This is a genomic window from Pinisolibacter sp. DMC100 (genome assembly GCF_056313705.1).
This window is the reverse complement of sequence record NZ_JBQUZT010000001.1, coordinates 1,650,862-1,676,405: the sequence shown is the minus strand read 5'-3', so window position 1 is coordinate 1,676,405 and position 25,544 is coordinate 1,650,862. Positions and strand designations below refer to the sequence as shown.

The following is a 25,544-nucleotide window of genomic DNA, read 5'->3' as shown; positions in this document are numbered from 1 at the left end:
GGAGGGGAGGAAGTCTCGATGTCAGCCATCCCGCCGCGGCAATCGGCCGCCGCGCGCGTCTTCGCGTTCGCCCTCGCCACACTGGTCCTCGCCGCCCTGCCGGCGACGGCCGCCGATCGGCTGCGCGTCGGTCTGCTGGAGTTCGGCACCGTGTCGTGGCTGGTCGAGACCATGCGCGCCGAAGGGCTCGACACCGCGCGCGACGTCGCGGTCGAGACGACGTCCTTCGCCTCCAACGATGCGGCACGGATCGCCTTCCAGACCGGCGCGGTCGACGTGATCGTCTCCGACCTCGTCTTCGCGGGACGACGTAGGGCCGAGGGACGGCCGACGGTGTTCCAGCCGCAGTCGGCCTCGGAAGGCGCGATCGTCGTCGCCGCCGCCTCGCCGATCCGGACGCTCGCCGATCTCTCGGGCCGCAAGATCGGTGTCGCCGGCGGAGCGCTCGACAAGAGCTGGCTCATCCTCCTCGCCGAGGCGAAGCGTCGCCACGGCATCGACCTCTCCCGCGCCGCCGAGCCGGTCTTCGGCGCCCCGCCGATGCTGGCGCGCAAGCTCGAGACCGGCGAACTCGACGCCGCGCTCCTCTACTGGACCCAGTCGACCCGGCTCGAGGCCAAGGGCTTCCGGCGGCTGGCGAGCGTCGGCGAGCTGGCGCGCGGCTTCGGTACCAGGGGCGACGTGGCGCTGGTCGGCTGGCTCTTCCACGGCGAGGACGTCGCGGCGCGACCCGCCGTCTACGACCGCTTCGTCGACGCGGTCGAGGCGACGGCGACGCGGATGGAGGATCCCGCCGTCTGGCCGCGCATCCGCCCGCTGATGCGGGCCGAGGACGACGCCACCTACGAGGCGCTGCGCCGGACCTTCCTCGCCGGCCGACCGAAACGGCCGATCGCCGAGGAGGAGGCCGACGCTCGCATCCTCTGGGCGGCGCTGGCGGCGGCCGGTGGGCCGGAACTCGTCGGCAAGGCCACAGAACTGCCTGCCGGGCTCTATCGGACGCGCCGCGATGGCCGTCCCTGACACCTCCCTCGCCCGATCGCGCGAGGTCGCCGACGAACCGGGAACCGCGGTGCGGGCCCTCGCCCGGCTCGCCTCGCTCGCGGCGCTGGTCGCGCTCTGGCAGGTGGCGGCGGTCGTCGTCGCCTCGCCCGATCTCCCTTCCCCCGCCGCGGTTGCCCGCTTCGTCGGCGAGATCGCGGCGAGCGGCGAACTCGCCCGCCATCTCGGCGCGACGCTCGGCCGGGTCGCGCTCGCCTTCGCCGCGACCATGGTCGTCGGCACGGCGATCGGCGTGGCGCTGGGGCGTGCGCCGCGGGCCGATCTCTTCTTCGGTGGCTGGCTGATCGCCGGGCTGAACCTGCCGGCGCTGCTCGTCGCGGTGCTCGCCTATGTCTGGCTCGGGCTGACGGACACCGCGGCGATCGTCGCGGTGGCGCTGAACAAGATCCCGTCGGTCGCGGTGACGATGCGCGAGGGCGCCCGCAGCCTCGATCCGAAGCTCGACCAGATGGCCCGTGTCTTCGCCTTCGGCCGCATCACCCGTCTGCGCCACGTGATCCTGCCGGCGCTCGCGCCCTTCGCGGCGGCGGCGGCGCGGAACGCGCTGGCGCAGGTGTTCAAGATCGTCCTCTTCGTCGAACTCCTCGGCCGGTCGACCGGCGTCGGCGCGGCGATCCACACCGCCTTCCAACTCTTCGACCTGCGCGCGGTGATGGGCTGGTCGCTCGCCTTCGTCGTCGTCGTCCTCGTCGTCGAACAACTGGTCATGGAGCCGCTCGAACGTCATGTCTCCCTCTGGCGCCGTCGTTGAACTCGACATCCGCGAGAAGCGGCACGGCCACGGCGCGTCGCGCCGCGTGGTCCTCGCCGACATGTCGCTCGCGGTGAAGCCGGGCAGATGCGTCTGCATCATGGGGCCGTCGGGGGTCGGCAAGACGACGCTGCTCGCGATCCTCGCCGGGCTCGACGACGATTTCGACGGCGCGCGGGCGCCGATCGACGGCCGCCTCGGCATGGTGTTCCAGGAGCCGCGCCTGCTGCCCTGGCGCAGCGTCCGCCGCAATCTGGCACTCGCCGCGCCCGACGCCGGACCCGAGCGGATCGAGGCGGCGCTGCGGCGCTGTCGGGTCGACGAAGGGCTGTTCGACCGCATGCCCGAGACGCTGTCGCTCGGCGAACAGCGTCGCGTCGCGCTCGCCCGGGCGCTGGCGGTCGAGCCCGCCCTGCTCGTCCTCGACGAGCCGCTCGCCTCGCTCGACGAGGCGACGACGCGCGATCTGCGGGCCGTGATCGCCGCGATCCCTTCCGACGAGACGACCGCCGTGGTGATGGTGGAGCACGATTTCGAGAGCGCGCTGGCGGTCGCCGACCGCATCGTCCGGCTGGAGGGCTCGCCGGGGCGGATCGCACGCCGCGCGGCGATCGAGCGCCCGCGCGGGGACCGCGACGCCGCGTGGCTCGCGGCCGAGGCCGAGCGGCTGCGTGGGCTCGGGTTCTGAGACCGACGCACGAATCTCCACCGATCGACCTGTTGCAGAGGCCCTTCATGCTGAGGTGCCCGGCGCAGCCGGGCCTCGAAGCGCGAAGGGCCGAGTGGCACGGCCCGTCGACGACTTCGCCCTTCGAGGCCCGGCCGGAGGCCGGGCACCTCAGGGTGAAGCCGAACGGTAGGCAACGAATCCGAGTTTCATCGGACAGACACGACCCGGCTCAGCGCCCGCGCCAGAGGATCTCGACGTCGCGACCTTCGGCGGCGGCTTCGGCCGCGGCGAGGGCGGCGACGCGGGCGTGGGCGGGCGACTTGTGGCAGGCGGGATCGGCGGCGGCGGCATCGCCGACCAGCGCCAGCGCCTGGCAACGACAGCCGCCCCAGTCGATCTCCTTGCGATCGCAGGACGAGCACGGCTCCGGCATCCAGTCGGTGCCGCGATAGGCGACGAAGGCCGGGCTCTCGCTCCAGATCTCGGCGAGCGGGCGGTCCTTGACGTTCCAGAACTCGAGATGACGGATCGTCTCGGCGGCGTGGCAGGGCAGGACCTTGCCCGACGGCGTGACGTTGAGCGAACGCCGACCCCAGCCGCCCGAGCAGGGCTTGGGGTGACGGGCGTAATAGTCGGGGATCACCATGTCGACGACCATCCGCCCCTCGAGCCGGGGACGGGCGGCCTCGACCACCGCGATCGCCTCGTCGACGGCGGCGCGCGACGGCATCAGCGCGGCGCGATTGGCCAGCGCCCAGCCGTAATACTGGGTGTGGGCGACCTCCAGCCGCTTGGCGCCGAGATCGAGGGCGAGGTCGATCATCGCGCCGACCTCGGCGATGTTGCCGCGATGGATCACCGCGTTGACCGTGAGCGGCAGACCCGCCTCGGTCACCATCGCCGCCACCACGCGCTTCTTGTGATAGCCGCCGTCGTAACCGCCGAGCCGGTCGTTGGTCTCGCCCCGCGCGCCCTGGAAGGAGAGCTGGACGTGATCGAGCCCGGCCGCGACCAGCGACGCGAACAGCGTCTCGGAGACGCCGATGCCGGAGGTGATGAGGTTGGAATAGAGGCCGATCTCGGCGCAGTGCCGTGTCAGTTCGACGATGTCGCGCCGCGCCGTCGGCTCGCCGCCGGAGAGGTGGACGTGCAGCGCGCCCATCGCGGTGGCCTCGGAGAGCACGCGCTTCCAGGTCTCGGTGTCTAGTTCGGCGCCGCGCTGCTCGAGCGTCAGCGGATTGGAGCAATGCGGGCAGGCGAGCGGGCAGCGGTGGGTCAGCTCGGCGAGGATGCCCATCGGCGCCGGGATCGCGGCGGTGGGGCGGAAGGGCGTGGCCACGGCGGTCATGTCTCGAGCACTCTCTTGGCGGCGAGATCGCCGAGCATGGCGGCGACGTCGGCCTCGACTTCCGGTGCCGGCGCGCCATAGCGCTCGGCCAGCGTCGCGGCGATCGCCCGGACGTCGCGCTCGCCGTCGCAGAGTTCGACCACCGCGGCGGCGATCTCGTCGACGCGGAAGGCGCGTTCCGGGGCGAGCAGCATCCAGCCGCCGCGCACGTCGTCACGCCGCAGCTTGACGCCGCGCGGCAGGCGGGGTCGGGCGACGAGGGCGAGCGGCGTGCTCATCTCAGGCCCCCGAGATCGTCGGGCGGAAGGCGCCGGGCGGGATCAGACCGGGGGTGACATAGGCATGATGCAGCGCGTCGAGCTGGGCCCACAGGACCTCGGTCTTGAACGTCAGCGCGTCGAGCACCGCCTGTTGCTCGGCTGCCGTCCGGGCATGGCGCTTCACCCAGTCGAGGGCGAAATCGGCGTCGCGCGGCGCCTGATCGAGGCGGCGGCGGAAATAGGCGACGACCTTCTCGTCGATGAAGTCGTAGTTCGCCAGCATGCCGTCGATGCGGCGGCGATGGATCGACGGGGCGAAGAGTTCGGTGAGGCTGGAGGCGACCGCCTCCAGCAGCGTGTTGTCCTGGACGAAGCGGACATAGGCCTCGACCGCGAAACGGGTCGCCGGCAGCGCGCCCTTCGTCGAGATCACGTAGTCGCGCGGCAGGCCGAGACCGTCGGTCAGCACCAGCCAGCGCTCGATGCCGCCGGCGTCCTCGCCGAAACCGTCGTGGTCGGTGATGCGGTGCAGCCATTCGCGACGCAGTTCGCGATCGGTGCAGCGGCCCATCAGCGCCGCGTCCTTGCGCGGGATCGCCGCCTGATAGCAATACCGATTGAGCGCCCATGCCTGGACCTGACCCTTGTTCAGGTGCCCGCCGTGCAGCAGGTCGTGGAACGGGTGGAGATCATGGTAGCGGGCGGCGCCGATGGCGCGCAGCGCGGCTTCGAGGCCCTCGGGGCTCAGCGGTTCGGCCAGGGGGGCGGCGAGCGGCGGCTGCGGGGTGATCATGGCGTTCATGGGACGACCTCCATGCCGTCGTGTCCGATCTCCCAACCCGCGGCCGCGACGCGTGCCGCCTCGGGCGATCCCTCGATCAGCGCGGGGTTGGAATTGTTGATGTGGACGAAGATCTTGCGCACGCCGACATGGTGCGCGAAGGCCTCCGTCGTCGAACCTTCTCCGGTCATCGGCATGTGGCCCATGCGACGGCCGGTCTTGTCGCCGAGCCCCTCGCGGATCATCTCCTCGTCGTCGAAGAGCGTCCCGTCGAAGAGCACGGCATGGGCACGGGCGATCCGCGCCTCCAGCGCCGGCGTCATGCGGGCGCAGCCGGGCACGTAGAGCAGGCGCCGGCCACCACCCTCGATCGCCACGCCGACCGTCCCTTCCGTCTCCGCGTCGGTGACGACCTCTGCCTCCTCGAGCCAGAGCGGCACCTTGCCGGGGACCATGAAGAGCTCGACCGACAGCCCGTCGAGCGGCTCGAAGGCCTCGCCGAGCGGCACGACGCGGCGTTCAACGACGTCATGGGCGACGACGTCGAAGATCCGGTTGGCGGCGAGCGTGTCGAGCGTCCGCTTGGTGCCGAACAGCGTCAGGGGTTGCCGCTCACGCAGGGTGAGCAGGCCGGTGACGTGGTCGACGTCGGTGTTGGTCGGCAGGACGGCGGCGATCGGCGAATGCCGGTCGTCACCGCGCGGACGAAGCGCGGGCGTGTCGGTGATCTGCCGGCGCAGATCGGGCGAGGCGTTGAGCAACAGCCAGCGCTCGCCGTCGACGGAAACCGCCAGCGAGGACTGCGTGCGATGGCGAACCCGCGGGTCGCCGGCCCAGGCCAGGCGACAGACGCGGCAGCGGCAGTTCCATTGCGGCACGCCGCCGCCGGCGCCCGATCCCAACACGATCGCGCGAAGAGCAGGCCCGGTCATGGGCGCCTCGCGCAATGGGACGTGGTCGATCAGTATTCCGGCGGGAAATAGCCGTTGATCTCGAGGCCGACGCAGATTTCTTCGACGCGGGGCTTGGTCCAACGCATGTGAGTATCCTCCCGTTTGTGTCGCTCGCCACGGTATTGTTTTGCCGGTCACATCGAGGCGACCGGTCGGCGAGCATGACGGAAAGGGTGACTTCGCGCCGTCTCGTCGTCAACGCTTCCCGCGCGGTTCCGACCGAAAGGAGGAGGCGCAGCCCATTTCGCGATCTTTCCCAAGGGCTTCGGCGCTATTGCGCGATCCGGCACCGGGGCAGGCCACGACGGCGGCGTTGACCGGCCGGCGGCGATGCGTGCAGCCTTCGAAAAAACAACGAGCCGGGAGGGGCCGATGACGAGGGAGGGGACGGGCGACGTCCGCGCCGACGAGGCGCTGGTGGTCGCCCATGTCGCGCATGCCTACGGCGCACGCAAGGCGCTCGACGACGTGTCGCTCACCGTCTCCCGCGGCCGCTTCGTCGCGCTGCTCGGGCCGAACGGCGCCGGCAAGTCGACGCTCGTCTCGCTGATCTCCGGCCTCTTCCACGCCCGCGTCGGATCGGTGGCGATCGCCGGCCACGACATCCGCCGCCGCTCGACGTCGGCGCTGGCCCGGCTCGGCATCGTCTTCCAGAGCCGCACGCTCGACCTCGATCTCTCGGTCGCCGGCAATCTCGCCCACCACGCGGCGCTGCACGGCATGGCGCGGGGCGAGGGCCGCGCGCGGGCCGAGGCGCTGCTCGCCCGCTTTGGCCTCGCAGACCGCGCCCGCGATCCGGTGCGGGCGCTGTCGGGCGGCCAGCAGCGGCGGGTCGAGATCGCCCGGGCGCTGCTGCACGCGCCCGACCTCCTGGTGCTCGACGAGCCGACCGTCGGCCTCGATCCGACCTCGCGCGCCGACCTCATCGCGCTCGTCCGCCGTCTCGTCGCCGAAGACGGGATCGGCGTGCTGTGGGCGACGCATCTCTTCGACGAGGTGATGCCGCACGACGACGTCGTCGTGCTCCATCGCGGCATCGTCCGCTTCTCGGGGCCGGCCGCGGCGCTGGAAGCGAGCGACGGATCGCTCGCCGCCGGCTTTGCCCGATTGACCGAAGCGACGGCGGAGACGGCGGCATGAACGGACGCCCCCTCCGCGACAAGGATCCGGCCGATCGGCCGATCGCCTGGATGCGCTGCTTCCTCGGCATCGTGCGGCGCGATCTCGCCCGTTTCGTGCTGCAACGGGGGCGCTTCTTCTCGGCGCTGGTGAGGCCGCTCGTCTGGCTCTTCGTCTTCGCCGCCGGCTTCCGCTCGGTGCTCGGCGTGTCGATCATCCCGCCCTACAAGACCTACGTGCCCTACGAGGTCTATGTGACGCCGGGGCTCTGCGCGATGATCCTGCTCTTCGGCGGCATGCAGGCGTCGCTGTCGATGGTCTACGACCGCGAGATGGGCTCGATGCGGGCGCTGCTCGTCAGCCCCTTCCCGCGCTGGTTCCTGCTGTTTTCGAAACTCGTCGGGGGCGTCGTCGTCTGCGTCGTGCAGGTCTACGTCTTCCTTGGCGTTGCTTGGGCCTGGGAGGTGCGGGCACCGCTCATGGGCTATGTCACGGTCTTCCCGGCGCTGGTGCTCGGCGGGGCGATGCTGGGGGCGATCGGGCTCGTGCTCTCTTCCGCCATCCGTCAGCTCGAGAACTTCGCCAGCGTGATGAACTTCGTGATCTTTCCGATGTTCTTCACCTCGTCCGCGCTCTACCCGCTGTGGAAGGTCGAGGAATCGAGCCCGCTCCTCCATGCGATCTGCCTCGCCAATCCCTTCACCCATGCGGTCGAACTGATCCGCTTCGCCCTCCACGGCCGGTTCGAGCCGCTGGCCTTCGCGGTCGTGGCGGGCGTGACGATCGTCGCCTGCGTCATCGCCGTCGCCGCCTACGATCCGATGCGGCGGAAGGCCTGATGAACCGGACTTCGGTTCATCTTGCACCAAAGCAGAAGCCGCCGGGATCGCGGCTTCCGACCTAGGTCGAAAGCGCGGGGGCACCGCCCCGCGTATGCTCGATCTCAACGAACGGACATCGTCGAGAAACGACGAGCCATCGAAAAACGGGAGGAAGCACATGGATTTCCGTCATTCGACCGCAGCAGCGACGCTCGCGCTCGGTCTTCTCGCCATCCCGCTCGCAGGTGCCCGCGCCGACGACGGCCTGCCGGGCGCCGGCAAGCATCTCTTCGAGACCCATTGTCGGATCTGCCACGCCGACGATCTCGCCAAGAAGTCCTACGGCCCGCCGCTGGTCGGCGTGATCGGCCGCAAGGCCGGCAGCTACCCGGGCTTCGCCTATTCCGACGCGATGAAGGCCGCCGGCTTCACTTGGACCGACACGGCCGTCAAGGCCTGGATGGCCGACAACACCCACATGCTGCCGGGCACCAAGATGCGCCACGTCGGCGTCACCGATCCGGGCGAGCAGGAGCTGATCGTCGGCTATCTGCGCTCGATCTCGAAGTAAACGTCTCACCGCGCGAGACCGCGCCGCCTCGGCCGACCCTCCCCAGGGGGTCGGCCGTCTTTCTTTCGCGCCCGCCGCTCAAGGGCGGGACGAGGGATGCGGGCAGAGGTTCTCGGGCTCGTCGATACCGAGCGTGTCGAGTTCGGTGACGCGGTGGGCATAGCCCTCGACGGGTGCGAAGGCGGCGACGCCCTCGCCGTGCGCCAAGGCGATCGGCTGACGCATCTGGCGGTTCCACGGGCGGAAGGTCGCCTTGGCGCCCTTGAAGCCGCCGAGCCCGTAGTCGGGCGAAACCAGCGCCGCCGCCACCTCGGCCGGATCGCTCGACTTCGCCCGCGTCACCCCTTCGGCCAGCGCCCGCACGGCGATCCACGAGGCGTAGTCGTAGGCATCCATCGGCCGGCGCTCGACCTTGACGAAACGGTCCTGCAGCTGCGCCGCGCCCCAGCCGCGCAGGCGGTCGTTCCAGCCGGTCGGGATCAACCCGTGACTGCCGACCACGGGGCGCGGCAGCCAGGTGGCATAGGGAAAGGCCCGGCCGAAGTCGCCGCCCTCGTCGGCGATCACCACTGCGTCGTAGTCGGCCCCTTGGGTGAAGACCGGCACCTCTTGGGCGATCGTCCGTCCGTCGGTCGGGTCGGCCCAGGTCTTGTCGGCGACGATGCGCAGGCCGAACTTGGCGGCGGAGGCCCGATAGGCCTCGGCGGCGAGGCGGTCCTCGGGAAGGGGTCCGACGACCAGCATCAGCTTCGACCAGCGACGCTTGCCGAGATACTGCATCACGGCGTCGGCGAGCATGTCGCGCGAGGGCAGCGTGTGGAAGAGCGAGGCGCGGCAGTCGGCGCGACGCAGCCGGTCGTCGGGGCTGCCGGTATCGAAGACGATCGCGCCGCGCGCGGCGGCGAGATCGGCGGCGAGCAACGTGTCCTCGGCGCCGGCCCGCACCACCAGGAAACGGATGCCGCGATCGAGCGCGGTGCGGACGGCGGCGGCGAAGTCGCCGTCGGGTTCGACCACGACCTCGTCGAGCCGATAGCTCTGGTCGCGGAAGCGGCCGGCGGCGTTGATCTCGGCGACCGCCAGACGCGAGCCGGCGAGGCCGCCGGGCGCGGCCAAGGGCGGCGTCTCGGCCTCGAAGCCGGGCGGGTCGATGCGGCGTTCGACATGGGCGAGCGCCGTCTCGAGCGCGGCGGCGGGCGCCGACGACGCCACGCCGGCGAGGGCCGTCGCGGCGAGAAGCATCGAAGCAGCGATGGTGCGCGCCATGCGGTCTACCTCCCGTTTTGTTTTTGCCGTCACAAGTCTAGCACCATGAACAGACCGTAGTGCTCAGTCCAGTTTGGTACGAAGGTACGACTTCGCGACAGTCACCCGGATCGATTTTGCACCAAAGGACAATTCAGTCCTCCGGTCCGTGAAACTACCATCACAGTCAATCAAAGAGGTCGCGCAAGACGACCGAAAACGACGTAATCGGGAGGAATTCGCCGATGACACGCAACGTGTCCCATCGAACGCATCGTCATGTCTTCGCGCTCGCGCCGATCGCCCTCGCGGCCTTCGCCGCGCTCGCCGTCTCGACGCTTTCGCCGCGTCCCGCCGGAGCGCACGGCGACGTCACGCCCCAGGCGGTCGACACCACCGGTCTCGATCCGGTCGGCACCGAGTGGCTGAACGAGAACCCCTATCGCCTCAAGGGCGGCGACCAGTACAAGAAGGCGATCGACGTCGGCAGCCACGGCTATGCCGCCAACTGCGCCCGCTGCCATGGTCTGCAGGTGGTGTCGGGCGGCATCGCCCCGGACATCCGCTATCTCGAGGACGAGAAGGACGGCGACGTCTGGTTCCTCGGCCGCATCCGCAAGGGCTTCTCGCAGAACGGCGCCTACAAGATGCCGCCCTTCGAGGGTATCCTCAGCCAGGAGGCGATGTGGGCGATCCGCTCCTACATCGAAACCCGCGAGAAGTGACATGAGACGCGCTCGCCCCCTCGTCGGTCTGAGATGGATGGCGGCGACGGTGGCGCTCGTCATGGCCGGCGCCATGGCGCCGGCGGCGGCGCGGCCGATCGACAAGGTCCGCGAAAGCGGCGTGCTGGTCGTCTCGGTCTATCGCGACTTCGCCCCCTGGGCCTTCGAAGAGGACGGGAAGGCGAAGGGCATCGACGTCGAGATCGGCGAGCTGCTCGCCGCCGAGCTCGGGGTCAAGGCGGAATTCATGGTGCGCATGGCCGGCGAAGATGTCGACGGAGACCTGCGCGCCAACGTCTGGCGCGGCGACATCGTCGAGCGCAAGGTCGCCGACGTGATGATGCACGTGCCGCTCGACCCGGAACTGGCGCGACGCAACGACAACGTCGCCTTCTGCTGCCGCTACGCCCAGGAGCGGATGGCGATCGCCTTCGATCCGGCGACGATCACCACCCGCAGCTTCGCGATCTTCCGCTCGCGCAAGGTCGCGGTGGAACTCGATTCGACCGCCGACATCTGGCTGTCGGCGGCCTTCAACGGCATCCTCGGCCCCAATGTCGAGCGCGCGCGGACCTTCGCCGCGGCGGCCGAACGCTTCCGCGCCGGCGCGGTGCCGGCGCTGGTGGCTACGCGGGCCCAGGTCGAATGGGCGTCGCACGGGCTCGATCGCCCGGTCGCCGTCGAGGAATGGCCGATGCCCGGCATCGTGCGCACGTCCTGGCCGATCGGGCTCGCCGTCAAGGTCGGCTCCAACGACCTCGGCCACGCGCTCGACGCGGCGATCGAGAAGGCCGCAGCCGACGGCCGGCTCGCCGCGATCCATGCGAAATGGGGGACCACGCGGTCGGCGCCGACCGAGTGACCGTCAAGCACAGGCACCGACCCGATCGGGCCGAGCACTCGGTCGTGCGACGCATTCGCACGGCCGCGACTTCGTCATGCCCCGAGAACCACAATGAACCGGACACCGCGAGACGCGCGAATACTGCAGCGCAACAGACGGAATGCGGCGAGTTTGTACCTATTGGCAATAAGAATACGCAGTACCCCCGATTAGGATCGCAGTCGCATAATCCAATCAGAAGAATTCATCCGGCCGTCCCTCGCGGAGCGGCCGGAGGCACGGGAGGAAAAATCAGATGGATCTGCGCGCATTGTGTTTCGCGACGGTCAGCGGCGTCGCGCTGCTGGCGGCGACCGTTCCGGGCCATGCCGGTGGCCCGACGATCGACGACCTGATGAAGGATCAGGATCAGACCAAGAGCGTCCTGACCTACGGCATCGGCACGCAGGGCCAGCGCTTCTCGCCGCTGGCGACCCTCAACAAGGCCAACATCAAGAGCCTGACCCCGGCCTGGGCCTTCTCCTTCGGCGGCGAGAAGCAGCGCGGCCAGGAATCGCAGCCGATCATCTACGACGGCATGATCTACGTCACCGGCTCCTACAGCCGCATCTGGGCGGTCAACGCCAAGACCGGCGAGAAGGTGTGGGAGCACGAGGCGCGGCTGCCGGAAGGCATTCTGCCCTGCTGCGACGTGATCAACCGGGGCGCCGCCATCCTCGGCGACAAGATCTATTTCGGCACGCTCGACGCCAAGCTCGTCGCGCTCGACCGCATGACCGGCAAGGTTCTGTGGCGCAAGACGATCGACGAATACGACGCCGGCTATTCCTATTCCGCCGCGCCGCTGATCGTGCCCTCCAAGCGGGGTCCGCTGCTGGTCACCGGCCTGTCGGGCGGTGAATTCGGCGTGGTCGGCCGCGTCGAGGCGCGCAACCCCGACACCGGCGAACTCGTGTGGTCGCGTCCGGTGATCGAAGGTCACATGGGCATGCTCGACGGCAAGCCCTCGACCATGACCGGCAAGCAGAACGAGACCTGGCCGGGCGACATGTGGAAGACCGGCGGCGGCGCCACCTGGCTCGGCGGCACCTACGACCCCGAGACCAACTCGATCTTCTTCGGCACCGGCAACCCGGCGCCGTGGAACTCCTACACCCGCCCCGGCGACAACAAGTGGTCGTCGTCGCGCCTGGCGCTCGATCCCGACACCGGCGAGATCAAGTGGGGCTTCCAGACCACGCCGCACGACGGCTGGGACTTCGACGGTGTCAACGAGGTCGTGTCCTTCGACCTGAAGAAGGACGGCAAGGTCACCAAGGCGGCCGCCACCGCCGACCGCAACGGCTTCTTCTACGTCCTCGACCGCACCAACGGTAAGTTCCTCAACGCCTATCCCTTCGTGAAGAACATCACCTGGGCCAAGGGCATCGATTCGAACGGCCGACCGATCTACGTCGAGGAGAACCGTCCGGGCGATCCCTCCAAGGCGGCGACGGGCGAGAAGCAGGGCAAGTCGGTCTTCTCGGTGCCGTCGTTCCTCGGCGGCAAGAACTGGATGCCGATGGCCTATTCGAAGCAGACGGGCCTGTTCTACGTCCCCTCCAACGAGTGGGGCATGGACATCTGGAACGAGGGCATCGCCTACAAGAAGGGCGCGGCCTATCTCGGCGCCGGCTTCACCATCAAGCCGATCTTCGAGGACCACATCGGTTCGCTCAAGGCGATCGATCCGGCGACCGGCGCGATCAAGTGGGAATACAAGAACAAGGCGCCGCTGTGGGGCGGCGTCCTGACCACCGCCGGCGGACTGGTCTTCACCGGCACGCCCGAGGGCTATCTCAAGGCCTTCGATGCGGAAACCGGCGAAGAGCTCTGGAAGTTCAACACCGGATCCGGCATCGTCGGTTCGCCCGTCACCTGGGAACAGGACGGTGAGCAGTGGGTCGGCATCGTCTCCGGTTGGGGCGGCGCGGTTCCGCTGTGGGGCGGCGAGGTCGCCAAGACCGTCAAGCACATCTCCCAGGGTGGATCGCTCTGGGCCTTCCGGCTGCCCAAGCAGCTCGCCGCGAAGTGACCCGGTGATCGGTCGCGGCGGGGTCAGCGCCGCGGCCGATCACGACAGACCGCGGGCGGCGCCGGTTTTCGACCGGCGCCCCCGCCATTCGGACGAAAGCCATGCTCAAGTTCCTGATCATCGACGACCATCCGCTCTTCCGCGAGGCCATGCAGGTCACCATCCGTTCGATCTACCACAAGGTGGAGATCCACGAGGCGACCGGGATCGACGCGGCGGTGAACATGCTGACCGGGCTGCGACGCGGCTACGATCTGGCACTGGTCGATCTGTCGATGCCGGGAACGACCGGGTTCGACGGGCTGCTGCTGCTGCGAACCCAGTTCTCGCGGCTGCCGGTCCTCGTCGTCTCCGGCCTCGACGATCCGCGCATCGTGCGCGAGGTGCTGTCCTACGGCGTCTCGGGCTTCGTCTCCAAGGCGGCGCGCAAGGCGGAATTCGCCTCGGCCATCGCCACCGCTCTGTCGGGTTCGGTCTATCTGCCGGACTGGTTCGAGCGAGAGGCGCCGCGGGTGCTCGATCGCGACACCGCCGACTTCATGGAACGCCTGTCGACACTGACGCCGCAACAGATGCGCGTCCTGCAGATGCTGCGACAGGGCAAGCTCAACAAGCAGATCGCCCACGAGCTCGAGGTCGGCGAGACCACGGTCAAGGCGCATGTCTCGGAAGTGCTGAGGAAGCTCGGCGTGCTGTCGCGCACGCAAGCCGTGATCGAGGCCTCGCGCATCGACTTCGACAAGTTCATGCCCGACCCGGCGACGGCCTTCGCGCGGCGCTGAGGCCTCCCCTCCCCGCTCAGCCCTCGAGCGTCGGGAAGGCGCCGAGCACCGTCGTCTCGCCCGTCTTTGCGATCACCAGCGCGCCTGCATCACCCGCCGCGGCGACGAGACGACGTCCCGCTTCACCCGGCCCGACGACCATCAGCGCGGTCGACAGACCGTCGGCGACGAGGCCGGAGGCGGCCGTCACCACCACTTCCGCCACGCCACGCGGCGAATGGCCCGACCACGGCTCGACGATGTGGTGCTCGGAGAAGTCCGGCCGCCAGAACGTCCGGTCGTCGGCCGAGGTCGCGACGAAACGGGCGTCGGTGACGGCGATCCGCCCCATCAGCCGGTCGCGGGCATGGGCCTCTTCGACCCCGACCCGCCACGGCCGGCCGGCTGCGCGGCGGCCACGGACGCCGATCTCGCCGGTGTCGACGAAGGCGTCGGCGATGCCGTGATCGCGCAAGACCGCCGCCACCCGGTCGGCGGCATGACCCTGCGCCAAGGCGTTCAGTGTCATCGCCATGCCGGCGCGCTCGTAACGGATCTCGCTTTCGGAAAGATGCACCGCGCGGAAGTCGACCAGTGCGCGGGCACGGACGAGGTCGGCCTCGTCGGGGCGGCCGTCGGCGTCGCTCCATGCCCGCCAGATCGGCTGCACCGTCGGGTCGAAGGCGCCGTCGCTCGCCTGCGCCAGAGCGAGGGCATGATCGACCAGCGCGACGAGGTCGACGGAAGGCGCCTCGAGCCGACCGTCGCGGTTGAGGCGCGAGAGCTCGGACTTCGGATCGAAGAGATCGGCCGCCTTCTGCACCGCACGGATCGCGGCGAAGGCGTCGTCGAAGACGCGGGCGAACCCGGCCGCACCGCGGCCGTCGTCGACCGCGGCAACCGAGACCGTGGTGCCGAAGGCGAGGCCGGAACGGCGTACGACCGGCGCCTCCCGCCCCTCCCCGGCCAGAGCGACGCCGAGCGCGCCGGCACCGGTCGCGCCGAGGGCGAGGAGCGCGAGGGCGTCGCGCCGCGACGGCTTCGTCGATCGATCGGATCTCATGCGGCCTTCTCCTCGCGCGTCGCCCGGCGCGCCGCCAGAACCAGCGGCACGCAGGTCTTGGCGTCCTCGTGGACGACGACGCAGTCCATGCATTGGAAACACTCGGCGTAGTCGATCACACCGTCGCGGGCGATGGCGCCGTAGCGACAGGTGCGTTCGCACAGCCGGCAGGGCGAACCGCATTCGACCCGCCGGGCGATCCAGTCGAAGCGGCGCAGCCGGCCGAGGACCGCGACGAAGGCGCCGAGCGGGCAGAGCCAGCGGCAGAAGGCCTTGTAGACGAAGAGGTTGGCGGCGAGCAGCACGACCACCCAGAGCACCGCCGGCCAGGCGCGCTGGAAGATCAGCGTGATCGCCGTCTTGAAGGGCTCGACCTCGGCGGCGACCTCGACCTTTCCCGGCGCGAAGGCCGCGACCGCGACGAAGCCGAGGAGCACGAGATACTTCAGCCGTCGCAGCTCCGCGTCGAGCCGCTCGGGCACGCGCAGGCGCGGAAGGCGCAGCCGGGTGCCGATCGCCGCGACGAACTCCTGCAGCGCACCGAAGGGGCAGAGCCAGCCGCAGAAGGTGCCGCGGCCCCAGACGATCGCGGTGACGATCACCACGGCCCAGAGCACGAGGCTCGGCGGATCCCACAGGAGGAAGACGAAGTCGTGGGTGACGAGCACCGCCTTGACGAGGCCGCCGAGGGTGACGATCGACAGCTGCGCCTGGAAGATCCAGCCGATCACCACCAGGGTGAAGGCGAGATAGGCCCAGCGGAAGGCCGCGACGAGGCGCGGGCGGCGCATGGTTCTCGGCTGCATCGTCAGCACGACGAAGAGCAGCGCCAGCGACGCGCCGAGCACCGCGAGATCGGCACGGCGATCGACCCAGATCGAGCGCCAGCCGGTGGCTTCCGTCGATTCCACGCCGGCCTCGAACCACTTCTCGGGCCACTTCACCGTCAGGGCGACGTCGGCGGGGATGCGCTCGGGATAGACCTGCCCCTTCTCGCGGACGATGCGATGGGCGAATTCGAAGGGGCGGCCGGGGTCGAAGCCGGCGCCCTCGAAGACCTCGAGCACCACGAAGGGATCGCTCGGCGCGTCGGGGGCGGCGAGGTCGTGCTCGTAGACGACGTCCTTCAGATCGAGCGCGAGCCCGTCCTGCGACAGACGGAAGACGTCGGGTGTCGCGCCGTGGACCCAGCCGTCGTCGAAGGGCCGGGCACGGCCACCCATCGAGACGAAGAGGAGATGCGAGCCGGGCCGGCGCTCCAGCAGATGCTGCCAGCGCGCCCGGCCGAGGAGGTTGACGCCGACCGTCGGGACGTTCAGCAGCGCCACGCGCAGGTCGGCGTGGACGGCGTCGGGCGTGGCGCGCGCGACCGGGTCGAGGCCGGCGCCCGACGTGCCGGCGAAGGCGGCCTCGACGTCCTTCTCGCGGAAGACGCCGCGGGCGACGAGGCCGTCGCGTTCGAGCTCGGCGAAGGTCTTCGGCTCGAACCGGTCGCTCGGTCGAGCCGCCGGGCCACGGGCGCCGCCGGCCATGCCGAGGCGGGCGCGAGCGACGATCAGGGCGGCGGCGAGCACGCTCTCGTTGACGATGCGGACCGACGCCGTCGCCTTGGCGATGCCGTCGATCCGGGCATTGGTGCCGCCGGCGCGCGGCCTGTCGGCGCGCGGCGGGCCGACCTTGACGTTCTGGGCGAGCGACTTGCCGGCATATTGCTCGACGAAACGGTCGAGCGGCTCCTGGCCGAGACCGTCGACGAAGACCGGTTCGTGCTGCGACACGACCGAGACGCGGCGGAAGCGGCCGTCGGCGTCGAGCTGGACGAGGAGGTTCGGCGGCGTGCCCGAAAAGCCCGGCATCGGCGCGAGATCGGCGCTCTCGAAGAGATAGCCGGCGAGCCTGTCGCGGCCGCCCTCGGCGCGGAAGACCGGCCAGACCGGCAGATCGGGTTCACGCTCACCGAGCACGAAGGGCGGCGACAGGCGCCCCGCCAGTTCCTCGCGGCCGAGTTCGCCGGCCCGCGCCGACGGCGCGACGAGGGCGGCGGCGAGCAGGGCCACCACCGCGATCACGGCGCGCAGGACACGACCGACCGACGCGCGGCCTCGCCCGCGTCGTCCGTCTCTTTCCCGAGGCATGTTTCGTCCCGATTTGCTCTTGTTCTTGTCAATCGATTGAAATTCCCGAAAGACGAGACGGCAATCGTACTTTGGGCCGGAAAGTCGACCGGACGGAAAGGGTGAGCGCGCGCGAAACGGCGACGGGCGCCGAAGGCGCCCGTCTGGTTCGGATCGTTCGGCGCGGCTCAGCCGAGGCGCTTCAGCCGGTCGATCGAGCGGTCGATCTCGGCGGAGACCGTGGTCTGGGTGGCGACGAGACGGGCGAGACCGGAGAGCGTCTTCTCGATCACGCCGGAATGGTCGAACATCGTCTCGACCGTGTCGATCGTCTGCTTGTAGCGCGCCTCCTCGTCCTCGAAGCGGCGGCGGGTCGCCTCGATGATGCCGCCGAGCACACCGAGCGAGGATTCCATGCCGCCGATCGCGTCCTGGGTGCGCGACAGCGTCGACTTGGTGTCGGAGGCGAGCTTCTTCACCTCCTGGGCGACGACGGCGAAGCCGCGGCCCGCCTCGCCGGCGCGCGCCGCCTCGATGGTGGCGTTGAGGGCGAGGAGATTGGTCTGGCTGGTGATGTTGTCGATGATCGACAGGATCTCGCGCAGGCCGGACATCGACTTCGACAGGCTCTGGAACTCCTCGGCGAGCTGCACGGCGTTCTGCTGGGCGCCGCCACCGTCGGCGCTGCCGCCACGGTCGAGCGAACCGCGCACCCGCTCCATCGCCTCGCCCATGTCGCGGGTCTCGGCGAGAGTCGATTCCACCTGATGGATGAAGTCGAGCTGATCGACCAGCCGCGTGATGATCGACGAACGGAAGCCGTTCATCATCTCGGCACGCTTCAGGGCGCAGCGCGTGAAGTAGTTCTGGAAGCGCGCGTAGTGGACGGGGAAGTTGTCGAGGAAGGGATCGTGCAGATCCTTGACGTCGACGGCGAAGAAGACGATCGCCGACAGCGTCTCGTTGACGTTGATGCCGAAGAGCTCGCCGAAGGTGGAGAAGCCGGCGGCCGGCGCCTTCCACAGGCCGTCGAGACGGGCGAGCGTCTTGTCGTTGTTGAGGCGACGCAGAATGCAGTCGTTGAGGATGGCGCCGATCGGTGCCGGCTTGCCCGAGAGGAAGGTGGCGACGTCGCGGCCGGTCTGGTCGGCGAAGTCGGTCGCCTCGAGCAGCAGCAGTTCGTCGCCCGGATTGACGTCGCAGAAGAAGGCGACGGTGCCCTTCTCGGCGTCGGTGCCGGCGACCGAACGAACGAAGAGTTCGCCGTCGATCTCGATGCCGAAGGTGCGCCCGGCGAGCTTGGCGGCGGCGCCGCGCGCATCGGTGCCGAAGGTGCGGCCGATCGCCTCCATGAAGGGGACGACGTCGCCGGAGGTCGGATCGATCGCGCCGGCGACGAAGCGGCGGTCGGGATCGGCCTCGGCGACGCGGAAGCTCTTGCCGGAGGCCTTGAAGTTCTGGCTCTTGAAGACGCCGAAGGCGCGGCCCGGCGCCATGCGGGCGAAGGCGATCACCGCATGGTTCTCGTGGACGCGCGTGCCGTCGAAGATCTTGGTCGTGGCGAAGTCGAACTTGCCGCCGGCCGAGCCGCCGACGAAGAGGCAGGGATAGCGGCCGGCGCGATAGACCGCCTCCATCAGGTAGTTCTCGCTCGCCGACAGGCCGTCGACGAAGGTCAGCGCGAAGGTCTCGCGCGCGTCGATCGGGAAGGGCGGACGCACCGATTCCAGTGAACGGGCGATGGCACTGATGCGGCTCTCGCGATCCTTCTGCGGCCGGCCGGCGCGGATGTCCTCGCAATGGAGCGGAACGGCGTGGATCGACACGGCGGCGAAGAGGTCGGGCGGGAACACCTGGACGGTGACCGTCGACCACGCCTGCCCGGTCGACCGATAGAGGCCGCCGCCGCCGATGTTGCAGAGCTCGCCGGCGGTCGTCATGGCGACGACCGGCACGGAGCCCGCGACCTGCTTCAGCGCGCGCGTCGCGGTGTCGAAGTCGACGTGGGGTGAGACGAAGGCGAGCGCCAGGGCGGCCGGACGGCCGCCGAAAGCGAAGGCCGAGGCGTCGACGCCGGTGAAGCGGGCGTCGCATTCGAACACGCGGATCTCGCCGACCGCGGCCACCGCGGGAGGCACGTCCGGCACGGCATCGACCTTCTGCACGGCCACCTGCATCACGACGTCTTCCTTGCGCTTGCGAGAGAACATGTCTGTTGTCCGTTCGTATGATTCCAGACCGAATTGCCCTCGATCTCCAAGTCGCGAGCCTCGATCCCTTCGGTTAATTCGCGCTTAAATCGAGCCCCAATACTCGACCTTATTACGATTTCGCCACCGGAATCGCGTCATTTCGGCGACGACTGCGACACCACGGCACAGGACGGCGAAAGCCGAAGGCCCGTTCGAGAGGGACCGACGCGACGACTACGGTCGGTCGCGATCACGGAACCGCGGGCGCGGCGTCCGGGCGATCGGCGAGCGCGAGGAAATAGCCGGGGCGGGAGACCTGGATGGAGCCCAGCGCCGTGTCGTCGAACGCCGCCCGCGCGATCCCGCTCGCCTCGGCCGCGAGGACCAGATCGCCGATGTCCTCGCACAGGACGTCGGAGCGATCCTCGAACCACTCGACCCGGAATCCGACCGCCGCGAGATCGTCGGCGACGCAGCGCCAGCCGGCGAAGGGCGAGCCCTCGCCGTCGTCGGAGCCGTCGGCGCGCCGGTAGACGTCGGCGATCGCCAGACGTCCGCCGGGACGCAGCACCCGATGCCACTCCGCCAGCGCGAGGCGGCGATCGGCGATCGTCGAGAGCGAGCATTCGGCGAGCAGTCCGTCGACGCTGCGCGAGGCGAAGGGCAGTCGTCCCGCCTCGCCGAGCACGAAGACGGTGTCGCGGTGGGCGGCGCGGGCACGGGCGACCACGTCTTCGGCCCTGTCGACGCCGACGGCGCAGAGCCCGCGCCGCGCCATGGCGACGACCCCGGCGCCCTGGCCGCAGCCGACGTCGACCACCAGCGAACCGGGCGGGAAGGCCGCCCGGTCGAGCAGGGCTTCGGTCAATTCCAGGCCGCCGGGACGCAACGGCCCGCCCGCGGCGTCGCGGAGGAGGCAGTCGCCACGGAGACCGTCGGCATCGCCGGCGGTGACATGCGTGGACATCGATCATCCTCCATGACCTGTTCGACCGCGCCCGACCGGCGGGACGAGCTCTCGGGGTGACCCCTCGGCGGGGGACCGCCGCGGGGGTTCGTGGAATGGCCCCCGGCGGAAGGCCGCCGGGGAGATCCCTTGGGGAAATGGCCCCCGGCGGAAGGCCGCCGGGGGCCGGGGGGACGCGCCACCTCGGGGAGAGGCGGCGCGGGGCAGCTCGTGCGTTCGCCTCGCGATCGCGGGTCACGACGGGGCGCGCGATCGCCGGCGATGCCGTTCGCTCGGTTCGCTTCGCGCTCGTCAACGTCCGTTCGCCGTGCGGACGAAGCCGCCGTCGTCTTCGGGACGCGAGAGGTCGAGGCGTTCAGACGTGAATTCGGCGCGAACGGCCGAAGGCGTGGTCGAAGCGTCGTTTCAACTGGCCTCCTTTCTCGCCGCACCGACGATTGCGGGGTCGGCGACGCGCATGATCGAGCGGACCGGCTCGGCGCCGCGGCGCCAGGCGATCATCTCGGCGAGGATGGAGATCGCGATCTCCTCCGGCGTCTCCGCTCCGATGTCGAGACCGATCGGGGCGTGGACCCGATCGAGCGCGTCGAGGGAGACACCTTCGCCCTGCAACCGGGCGAAGATCTTGGCCGCCTTGCGCTGCGAGCCGACCATGCCGATGTAGCCGGCCTCGGTCCCGAGCGCCCATTTCAGCACGGACGCATCGCGTTCGTGGCAACGCGTGTCGATGAAGACGGCGGAACGACGGTCCGGCTTCAGGGCCACCATCGCCGTCTCCAGCGGTTCGACCCGGATGTCGAGCGCGTCGGGGAAGCGTTCGGCATTGGCGAAGCGGGCACGGTGATCGACGATCACCGTCTTCCATCCGACGGCATGCGCCGTTCGAGCGGTGACGAGGCCGATCTCGCCGGCACCGAAGAGATGCAGAACGGGCGTCGGCAGAATCGGTTCGACATGCACGTCGAGCCGTCCGCCGCGGACCATCCCGGCATCGAGCCGGGGGTCGTCCAGCGAGAAGGAGACCGTCCGCGGGCGCCCGGTCGCAACGGCTTCGCGGGCGACGAGGACGACCTCGTCCTGGGCCGGACCACCACCGACGCTGCCGACGACCGAGCCGTCCTCGTGGACGACCATACGGGCGCCGCCTTCGGCGGATGCGACCCTCTTGGCGGTGACGATGGTCGCCAGGGCGCAGGCCCTGCCTTCTCGTCTCTCGTGGATGAGGTCTTCGAAGACGTCCATCGGATGTCATCCGTCGCGAGGCGACGGCCGGCCGGTTCTCCCGGCCGGCGTCGAACGGCGTCGATCGGCGTCAGGCCGCGATCTTGATACAGGAGCCCGACTGGCAGACGTCGACGCACTGCGGCTCGTCGAAGTCGCCTTCGCAGTCCTTGCACTTCTTGGCGTCGATCTTGAAGATCTTGCCCTTGTGGCTGATGGCCTTGTTCGGGCAGACGTCTTCGCAGGAGCCGCAGGCGGTGCAGGTCTCGGTGTCGATCATATGGGGCATGGTTCTTCTTCCTTCCTCGGTTTCGCGACGCCGGGCCTCCCCCGGCGTCGTCTGCGGGCTCAACGCTCCGTGCAGGAGATGCACGGATCGATGGAGTTCACGATGATCGCGATGTCCGCGACCTTGGCACCGGCGAGCATGAAGCGCAGGGCATCCCAATTCATGAACGTCGGCACGCGCCATTTGACGCGCTCGGGGTTCGCGGTCTCGTTGGTCTTCAGGTAGTAGACCAGCTCGCCGCGGGGGGCCTCGACCTTGGCCATCGCCTGGCCGGGCGGGATGTCGGGGCGATCCTCGAGATGGATCTCGCCGTCGGGCAGCCGATCGAGCGCGCGCAGCACGATGTCGATCGCATCGCGGGCCTCGTAGAGGCGGACCATGGCGCGCGACCACACGTCGCCGTCCTCGAAGGTGCGGATCTGGACGTCGAGGTCCGGATAGGCCGCATAGGGCGCCGCCAGACGGACGTCGTAGGCGATGCCGGCGCCACGCGCCACGGGACCGACGACGCCGGTCGAGAGCGCCTGCTCGCGGGTCAGCACGCCGACGCCGCGGGTACGGCGCAGGATCGAACCGTTGGTGCGATAGGTCTCGATCAGCTCGTCGACCAGCGGCGAGATGCGCTTGAGGCGAGCCTTGAGATCGGCGGTGATCTCTTCGTCGAGATCGTAGCGCACGCCGCCGATGCAGATCGCACCGAGGTCCATGCGGTTGCCGAAGACGCCTTCCTTGATGTCCTGGGCGATCTCGCGGACCTGCATGACGTGCATGAACAGGGTCTCGAAGCCGACCAGATGCGCCAGGATGGCGACGTTGAAGAGGTTCGACGCGATGCGCTTCACCTCGCCGGCGATCACGCGCAGGTACTTGGCCCGCGGCGGGATCTCGAGCCCGGCGATGGTTTCGGCGGCCATCGCGAAGCTCTCGGGATGGCTGGCCGAGCACAGCGAGCAGATGCGTTCCGTCAGCACCACCGTCTGGGTGATGGAGCGATGGGTCGCCAGATACTCGATGCCGCGATGGACGTGGCCGGCGTTGATGTCGACCGCGCCGACGGTCTCGCCGCGGACGTCGATCTTGAAGTACATCGGCTCTTCGAGCGCGACGTGCAGGGGCCCGACCGGGATCGTGTAGGTCTCGGGGACCTGGGTCTCATGAGGCGTGGTCATGCCGCGTCCTCCTTGCGTGCAGCGGCGATCTTGTCCCAGAGCCCCTTGGTCGACGCGGCGTTGACCAGCGTCGAATAGGGGATCAGGCGCTCGAAGACGGCGGGTTCGATCGCCGGATCGATGAAGAGACGGCGCGGATCGGGATGGTCGCGGATGACGATGGCATAGAGTTCCATCATCTCGCGCTCGCCCCAGTCGGCGGTGCGATAGAGCGGCGTCAGGCTGACCACCTCGCCGCCGTGCGGCACGTGGACGATCACCGTCAGCGTGTCGCCCTCGAGGTCGAAGTGATAGGCGAGCTCGTAGGAGGTGCCGTCGAGCGGCGTGCCGCCGAAGCTGGTGGGAACCGGCTTCGCGGGCTTCTCCGCGGCTTCCTCGCCCTCGGCGACCTCTTCCTCTTCTTCCTCTTCCTCCTCCTCGGGAGCCGGCGGCTGCGAAGCGGTGGTCATCGAGAGACGAGCACCCAGTTCGAGCATCAGGCGACCGACGGCGAAGAGTTCGTCGCGATCGGCGAGTTGGGCCCAGGCGGTCGTCACGCCGTAGTCGTCGGTCTTCGCCTCGTAGGCGATGCCGGCGGGCGCGACCGCGGCCAGACGGGCCTCGAGATCTTGCGGCAGGCGGGTCATGGCTTTTTCCGATTCTTCATGAACTTGGCGCGGCACTTCGGGCACATCGGCCGGAGCGTCGCGACCTCCTCGTCGGTGAGCGGCGGGCGCGTGTTGCGCATCGGCGCGGTGTCGAGCGCGGTGGCACCGCATTCGGAGCAGGTCATGTTCGGGATCAGGCCGTGTTCGACCATCCGATACTTGTCTTCCTGCAGGTGGGCGAGCGACCAGTCGTCGGTCTGATGGATCGAACCGGTCGGGCAGTAGAACTCGCAGGTGCCGCAGAACACGCAGGTGGCGTGCCAGCAGTCGAAGGCGAGACCGCCCGGATCCTTGGTGAACTTGATCGCGCCCGATGGGCAGACGCGTTCGCACAGCTTGCACCCTTCGCAGGACGGCGCGTCGAACTCGATGCGACCGCGGAAGCGCTTCTGGGTGACGGTCGGGCCGAACGGATAGGGATCCGTGGCCGGGCCGTTGACGAGGTTGCGCCAGAAGAGGCCGAGAACGTTCATGGCTTTCTCCTCACAGCCGCTGGCGCCAGACGGCGATGGCTTTGGCGACGCCGTCGAGGATGGCCTGCGGACGCGGCGGGCAACCCGGGATGTTGACGTCGACCGGCAGATACTGGTCGATCGGCGCGCAGGTGGCGTAGCTCTCGCGGAAGATGCCGCCCGAGATCGGGCAGACGCCGACGGCGACCGTGACCTTGGGGTCCGGGATTTCCTCGAAGAGGCGCAGAGCGGCGTCACGCACGTGACGGGTGAGCGGACCGGTGATCAGCACGATGTCGGCGTGGCGGGGGCTGCCGCAGTACTGGCAGCCGAGGCGCTCCACGTCCCAGCGCGGGATCAGGGCGGTGGTGGCGAGCTCGACGTCACAGCCGTTGCAGGAACCGGCGTTGATCCGGTAGAGCCACGGCGAGCGCGAGGCGACGTCCTTGAATTTGGTCAGGATGTTCATGTCTCACTCCTCACGCCGCGACCACGACGGCAAGACTGGCGAGGGCGGCGACCAGCGGCCACTTCAGGAAGAAGGAGACCGCCTGGTCGATGCGCATGCGGCCGATGCCGACACGCAGGGCGGTGACGCCGAGGAGCATCAGGACGAAGTCCTCGAGCAGCCAGACCACCAGACCGAGCGGGCCTTCCGGGACGATCGGGAAGAACAGGGTGAGACCCAGTCCCAGCACGACCACCGACTTGACCGCCGACATCAGCTTGAAGAGGCCGAGCGCCGGGCCGGAATATTCGACCAGCGGTCCTTCCAGCACTTCCGTCTCGGCTTCCGGGATGTCGAAGGGGATGATCCCGAGGTTGGCCGGATAGAAGAACAGGAAGGCGATCAGGGCCGGCCACAGCATCGGGTCGAACAGGTTCGCCCCGTGGATCTGCTGGTGGCGGACGATCTCGCTCAGCGACAGGACCGCGAACTGTCCTTCGGCGGCACCGGTGCGGAGCGCGACGGCGGCGACGACCAGGACGATCGGTCCCTCGTAGGCGAGCATCAGGGCCATCTCACGGGAGAAGCCGATGGCGCCGTAGGTGGAGCCGGAGACCGAACCCGCGATCATCAGGGCGACGCCCGGGATGGCGAGCAGGTAGACCAGCACCAGTACGTTGCCGAGCTGCGGCGAGGGCGACGGCATCCACGGCACCGGGATCATCGCGGCGGCGTAGAGCATGGCGACCAGCGCGACCAGCGGCGTGGCCAGGAAGACCAGCTGCGAGGTGACGGTGAGCGGCACCATGGTGCGCTTGAAGCCGAGCTTGACCAGGTCGTAGAGCGGCTGCAGGAGCGGCGGTCCGACGCGAGCCTGGAGGCGCGCGGCGAAGCGACGATCGGCACCCTTGAGGCCGAGGCCGAGAGCGAGAGCGAAGAGACCGCCGGGGAAGAGAAGGACCGAGGTCAGGAGAGCTGCTTGGGAGGACATGATTTC

Annotated in this window: 26 protein-coding genes and 1 pseudogene; 10 read left to right on the top strand and 17 right to left on the bottom strand. The window is 69.4% G+C overall.

Annotation, left to right across the window (positions count from 1 at the left end; genetic code table 11):
- Positions 1-18 precede the first annotated feature (18 nt).
- Genes ACT541_RS07760 through ACT541_RS07750 form a run of 3 tightly spaced genes read left to right on the top strand, consistent with a single transcriptional unit; the run spans position 19 to position 2,501 of the window.
- Positions 19-1,023: an ABC transporter substrate-binding protein gene (locus ACT541_RS07760; protein WP_476135620.1), complete on the top strand. Its 1,005-nt coding sequence runs from the start codon at positions 19-21 to the stop codon at positions 1,021-1,023.
- A complete protein-coding gene (locus ACT541_RS07755) occupies positions 1,010-1,813 on the top strand; it encodes an ABC transporter permease (protein WP_476135619.1) in 804 nt (267 codons plus the stop codon). The genes ACT541_RS07760 and ACT541_RS07755 overlap by 14 nt, the downstream gene beginning before the upstream one ends.
- On the top strand, positions 1,788-2,501 hold the full coding sequence (locus ACT541_RS07750) for an ABC transporter ATP-binding protein (protein WP_476135617.1): 714 nt from the start codon (positions 1,788-1,790) through the stop codon (positions 2,499-2,501). Before ACT541_RS07755 ends, ACT541_RS07750 begins: the two co-directional genes overlap by 26 nt.
- A 247-nt stretch (positions 2,502-2,748) precedes the next feature.
- Here the strand turns inward: ACT541_RS07750 and pqqE are convergent.
- The 5 genes and pseudogenes from pqqE to pqqA form a co-directional block, all read right to left on the bottom strand.
- Positions 2,749-3,831: pseudogene (gene pqqE, locus ACT541_RS07745) on the bottom strand (pyrroloquinoline quinone biosynthesis protein PqqE); the annotation flags it as partial.
- Complete coding sequence (gene pqqD, locus ACT541_RS07740; RefSeq protein ID WP_476135616.1) at positions 3,828-4,109, bottom strand: pyrroloquinoline quinone biosynthesis peptide chaperone PqqD; 282 nt, start codon at positions 4,107-4,109, stop codon at positions 3,828-3,830. The gene pqqD and the pseudogene pqqE, both read right to left, overlap by 4 nt.
- 1 nt (position 4,110) lies before the next feature.
- A complete protein-coding gene (pqqC, locus tag ACT541_RS07735) occupies positions 4,111-4,884 on the bottom strand; it encodes a pyrroloquinoline-quinone synthase PqqC (protein ID WP_476136064.1) in 774 nt (257 codons plus the stop codon).
- Between the two features lie 5 nt (positions 4,885-4,889).
- Positions 4,890-5,804, bottom strand: a complete 915-nt coding sequence (gene pqqB / locus ACT541_RS07730) for a pyrroloquinoline quinone biosynthesis protein PqqB (protein WP_476135615.1) — start codon at positions 5,802-5,804, stop codon at positions 4,890-4,892.
- A 29-nt stretch (positions 5,805-5,833) separates the two neighbouring features.
- Complete coding sequence (gene pqqA / locus ACT541_RS07725) at positions 5,834-5,911, bottom strand: pyrroloquinoline quinone precursor peptide PqqA (RefSeq protein ID WP_476136062.1); 78 nt, start codon at positions 5,909-5,911, stop codon at positions 5,834-5,836.
- Between the two features lie 286 nt (positions 5,912-6,197).
- Between pqqA and ACT541_RS07720 the strand changes: the two genes are divergently transcribed.
- From ACT541_RS07720 to ACT541_RS07710, 3 genes are all read left to right on the top strand, one after another.
- Positions 6,198-6,965: an ABC transporter ATP-binding protein gene (locus tag ACT541_RS07720; RefSeq protein ID WP_476135613.1), complete on the top strand. Its 768-nt coding sequence runs from the start codon at positions 6,198-6,200 to the stop codon at positions 6,963-6,965.
- Positions 6,962-7,783 carry an ABC transporter permease gene (locus ACT541_RS07715; protein WP_476135611.1) on the top strand — a complete coding sequence of 274 codons (822 nt, stop codon included), beginning with the start codon at positions 6,962-6,964 and terminating at the stop codon, positions 7,781-7,783. The genes ACT541_RS07720 and ACT541_RS07715 overlap by 4 nt, the downstream gene beginning before the upstream one ends.
- A 160-nt stretch (positions 7,784-7,943) precedes the next feature.
- Positions 7,944-8,336 carry a c-type cytochrome gene (locus ACT541_RS07710; protein ID WP_476135609.1) on the top strand — a complete coding sequence of 131 codons (393 nt, stop codon included), beginning with the start codon at positions 7,944-7,946 and terminating at the stop codon, positions 8,334-8,336.
- A 78-nt stretch (positions 8,337-8,414) separates the two neighbouring features.
- Here the strand turns inward: ACT541_RS07710 and ACT541_RS07705 are convergent, their stop codons facing one another.
- Entirely contained in the window at positions 8,415-9,602 is a 1,188-nt protein-coding gene (locus tag ACT541_RS07705) for an ABC transporter substrate-binding protein (protein ID WP_476135608.1), read from the bottom strand.
- Between the two features lie 224 nt (positions 9,603-9,826).
- On the opposite strand from ACT541_RS07705, the gene pedF reads away from it, so the two are divergent.
- The 4 genes from pedF to ACT541_RS07685 all read left to right on the top strand — a co-directional run bounded on the left by pedF (position 9,827) and on the right by ACT541_RS07685 (position 14,006).
- The gene (pedF, locus tag ACT541_RS07700) at positions 9,827-10,306 is read left to right on the top strand and encodes a cytochrome c-550 PedF (RefSeq protein ID WP_476135607.1); all 480 of its coding nucleotides are present in this window, start codon (positions 9,827-9,829) and stop codon (positions 10,304-10,306) included.
- Position 10,307: 1 nt separating this feature from the next.
- A complete protein-coding gene (locus ACT541_RS07695) occupies positions 10,308-11,168 on the top strand; it encodes a substrate-binding periplasmic protein (protein WP_476135606.1) in 861 nt (286 codons plus the stop codon).
- 277 nt (positions 11,169-11,445) lie between these two features.
- Positions 11,446-13,224, top strand: a complete 1,779-nt coding sequence (locus ACT541_RS07690; protein WP_476135605.1) for a PQQ-dependent methanol/ethanol family dehydrogenase — start codon at positions 11,446-11,448, stop codon at positions 13,222-13,224.
- A 101-nt stretch (positions 13,225-13,325) separates the two neighbouring features.
- Positions 13,326-14,006, top strand: a complete 681-nt coding sequence (locus ACT541_RS07685) for a response regulator (protein WP_476135603.1) — start codon at positions 13,326-13,328, stop codon at positions 14,004-14,006.
- A gap of 16 nt (positions 14,007-14,022) precedes the next feature.
- Here the strand turns inward: ACT541_RS07685 and ACT541_RS07680 are convergent, their stop codons facing one another.
- From ACT541_RS07680 to ACT541_RS07630, 11 genes are all read right to left on the bottom strand, one after another.
- On the bottom strand, positions 14,023-15,048 hold the full coding sequence (locus tag ACT541_RS07680; protein WP_476135601.1) for an FAD:protein FMN transferase: 1,026 nt from the start codon (positions 15,046-15,048) through the stop codon (positions 14,023-14,025).
- Positions 15,045-17,183 (bottom strand): 4Fe-4S binding protein, encoded by a 2,139-nt coding sequence (locus ACT541_RS07675; protein WP_476135599.1) that lies wholly within the window; start codon positions 17,181-17,183, stop codon positions 15,045-15,047. The genes ACT541_RS07680 and ACT541_RS07675 overlap by 4 nt, the downstream gene beginning before the upstream one ends.
- 167 nt (positions 17,184-17,350) lie before the next feature.
- The gene (locus ACT541_RS07670) at positions 17,351-19,372 is read right to left on the bottom strand and encodes a methyl-accepting chemotaxis protein (RefSeq protein WP_476135598.1); all 2,022 of its coding nucleotides are present in this window, start codon (positions 19,370-19,372) and stop codon (positions 17,351-17,353) included.
- Between the two features lie 232 nt (positions 19,373-19,604).
- Complete coding sequence (gene trsM, locus ACT541_RS07665) at positions 19,605-20,321, bottom strand: DVU_1556 family methyltransferase (protein ID WP_476135595.1); 717 nt, start codon at positions 20,319-20,321, stop codon at positions 19,605-19,607.
- Between the two features lie 405 nt (positions 20,322-20,726).
- Entirely contained in the window at positions 20,727-21,563 is an 837-nt protein-coding gene (locus ACT541_RS07660) for an XdhC family protein (RefSeq protein WP_476135594.1), read from the bottom strand.
- A gap of 70 nt (positions 21,564-21,633) precedes the next feature.
- Positions 21,634-21,831, bottom strand: a complete 198-nt coding sequence (locus ACT541_RS07655; protein WP_476135592.1) for a 4Fe-4S binding protein — start codon at positions 21,829-21,831, stop codon at positions 21,634-21,636.
- A 59-nt stretch (positions 21,832-21,890) separates the two neighbouring features.
- Positions 21,891-23,000 carry a hydrogenase large subunit gene (locus ACT541_RS07650; RefSeq protein ID WP_476135590.1) on the bottom strand — a complete coding sequence of 370 codons (1,110 nt, stop codon included), beginning with the start codon at positions 22,998-23,000 and terminating at the stop codon, positions 21,891-21,893.
- On the bottom strand, positions 22,997-23,626 hold the full coding sequence (locus ACT541_RS07645; protein ID WP_476135589.1) for an NADH-quinone oxidoreductase subunit C: 630 nt from the start codon (positions 23,624-23,626) through the stop codon (positions 22,997-22,999). The genes ACT541_RS07650 and ACT541_RS07645 overlap by 4 nt, the downstream gene beginning before the upstream one ends.
- Positions 23,623-24,120, bottom strand: coding sequence for a 4Fe-4S binding protein (locus ACT541_RS07640; protein ID WP_476135587.1), 498 nt, complete (start codon positions 24,118-24,120; stop codon positions 23,623-23,625). The genes ACT541_RS07645 and ACT541_RS07640 overlap by 4 nt, the downstream gene beginning before the upstream one ends.
- A 10-nt stretch (positions 24,121-24,130) precedes the next feature.
- The gene (locus ACT541_RS07635) at positions 24,131-24,568 is read right to left on the bottom strand and encodes an NADH-quinone oxidoreductase subunit B family protein (protein ID WP_476135585.1); all 438 of its coding nucleotides are present in this window, start codon (positions 24,566-24,568) and stop codon (positions 24,131-24,133) included.
- Between the two features lie 10 nt (positions 24,569-24,578).
- The gene (locus tag ACT541_RS07630) at positions 24,579-25,538 is read right to left on the bottom strand and encodes a respiratory chain complex I subunit 1 family protein (RefSeq protein ID WP_476135583.1); all 960 of its coding nucleotides are present in this window, start codon (positions 25,536-25,538) and stop codon (positions 24,579-24,581) included.
- Positions 25,539-25,544: the final 6 nt, after the last annotated feature.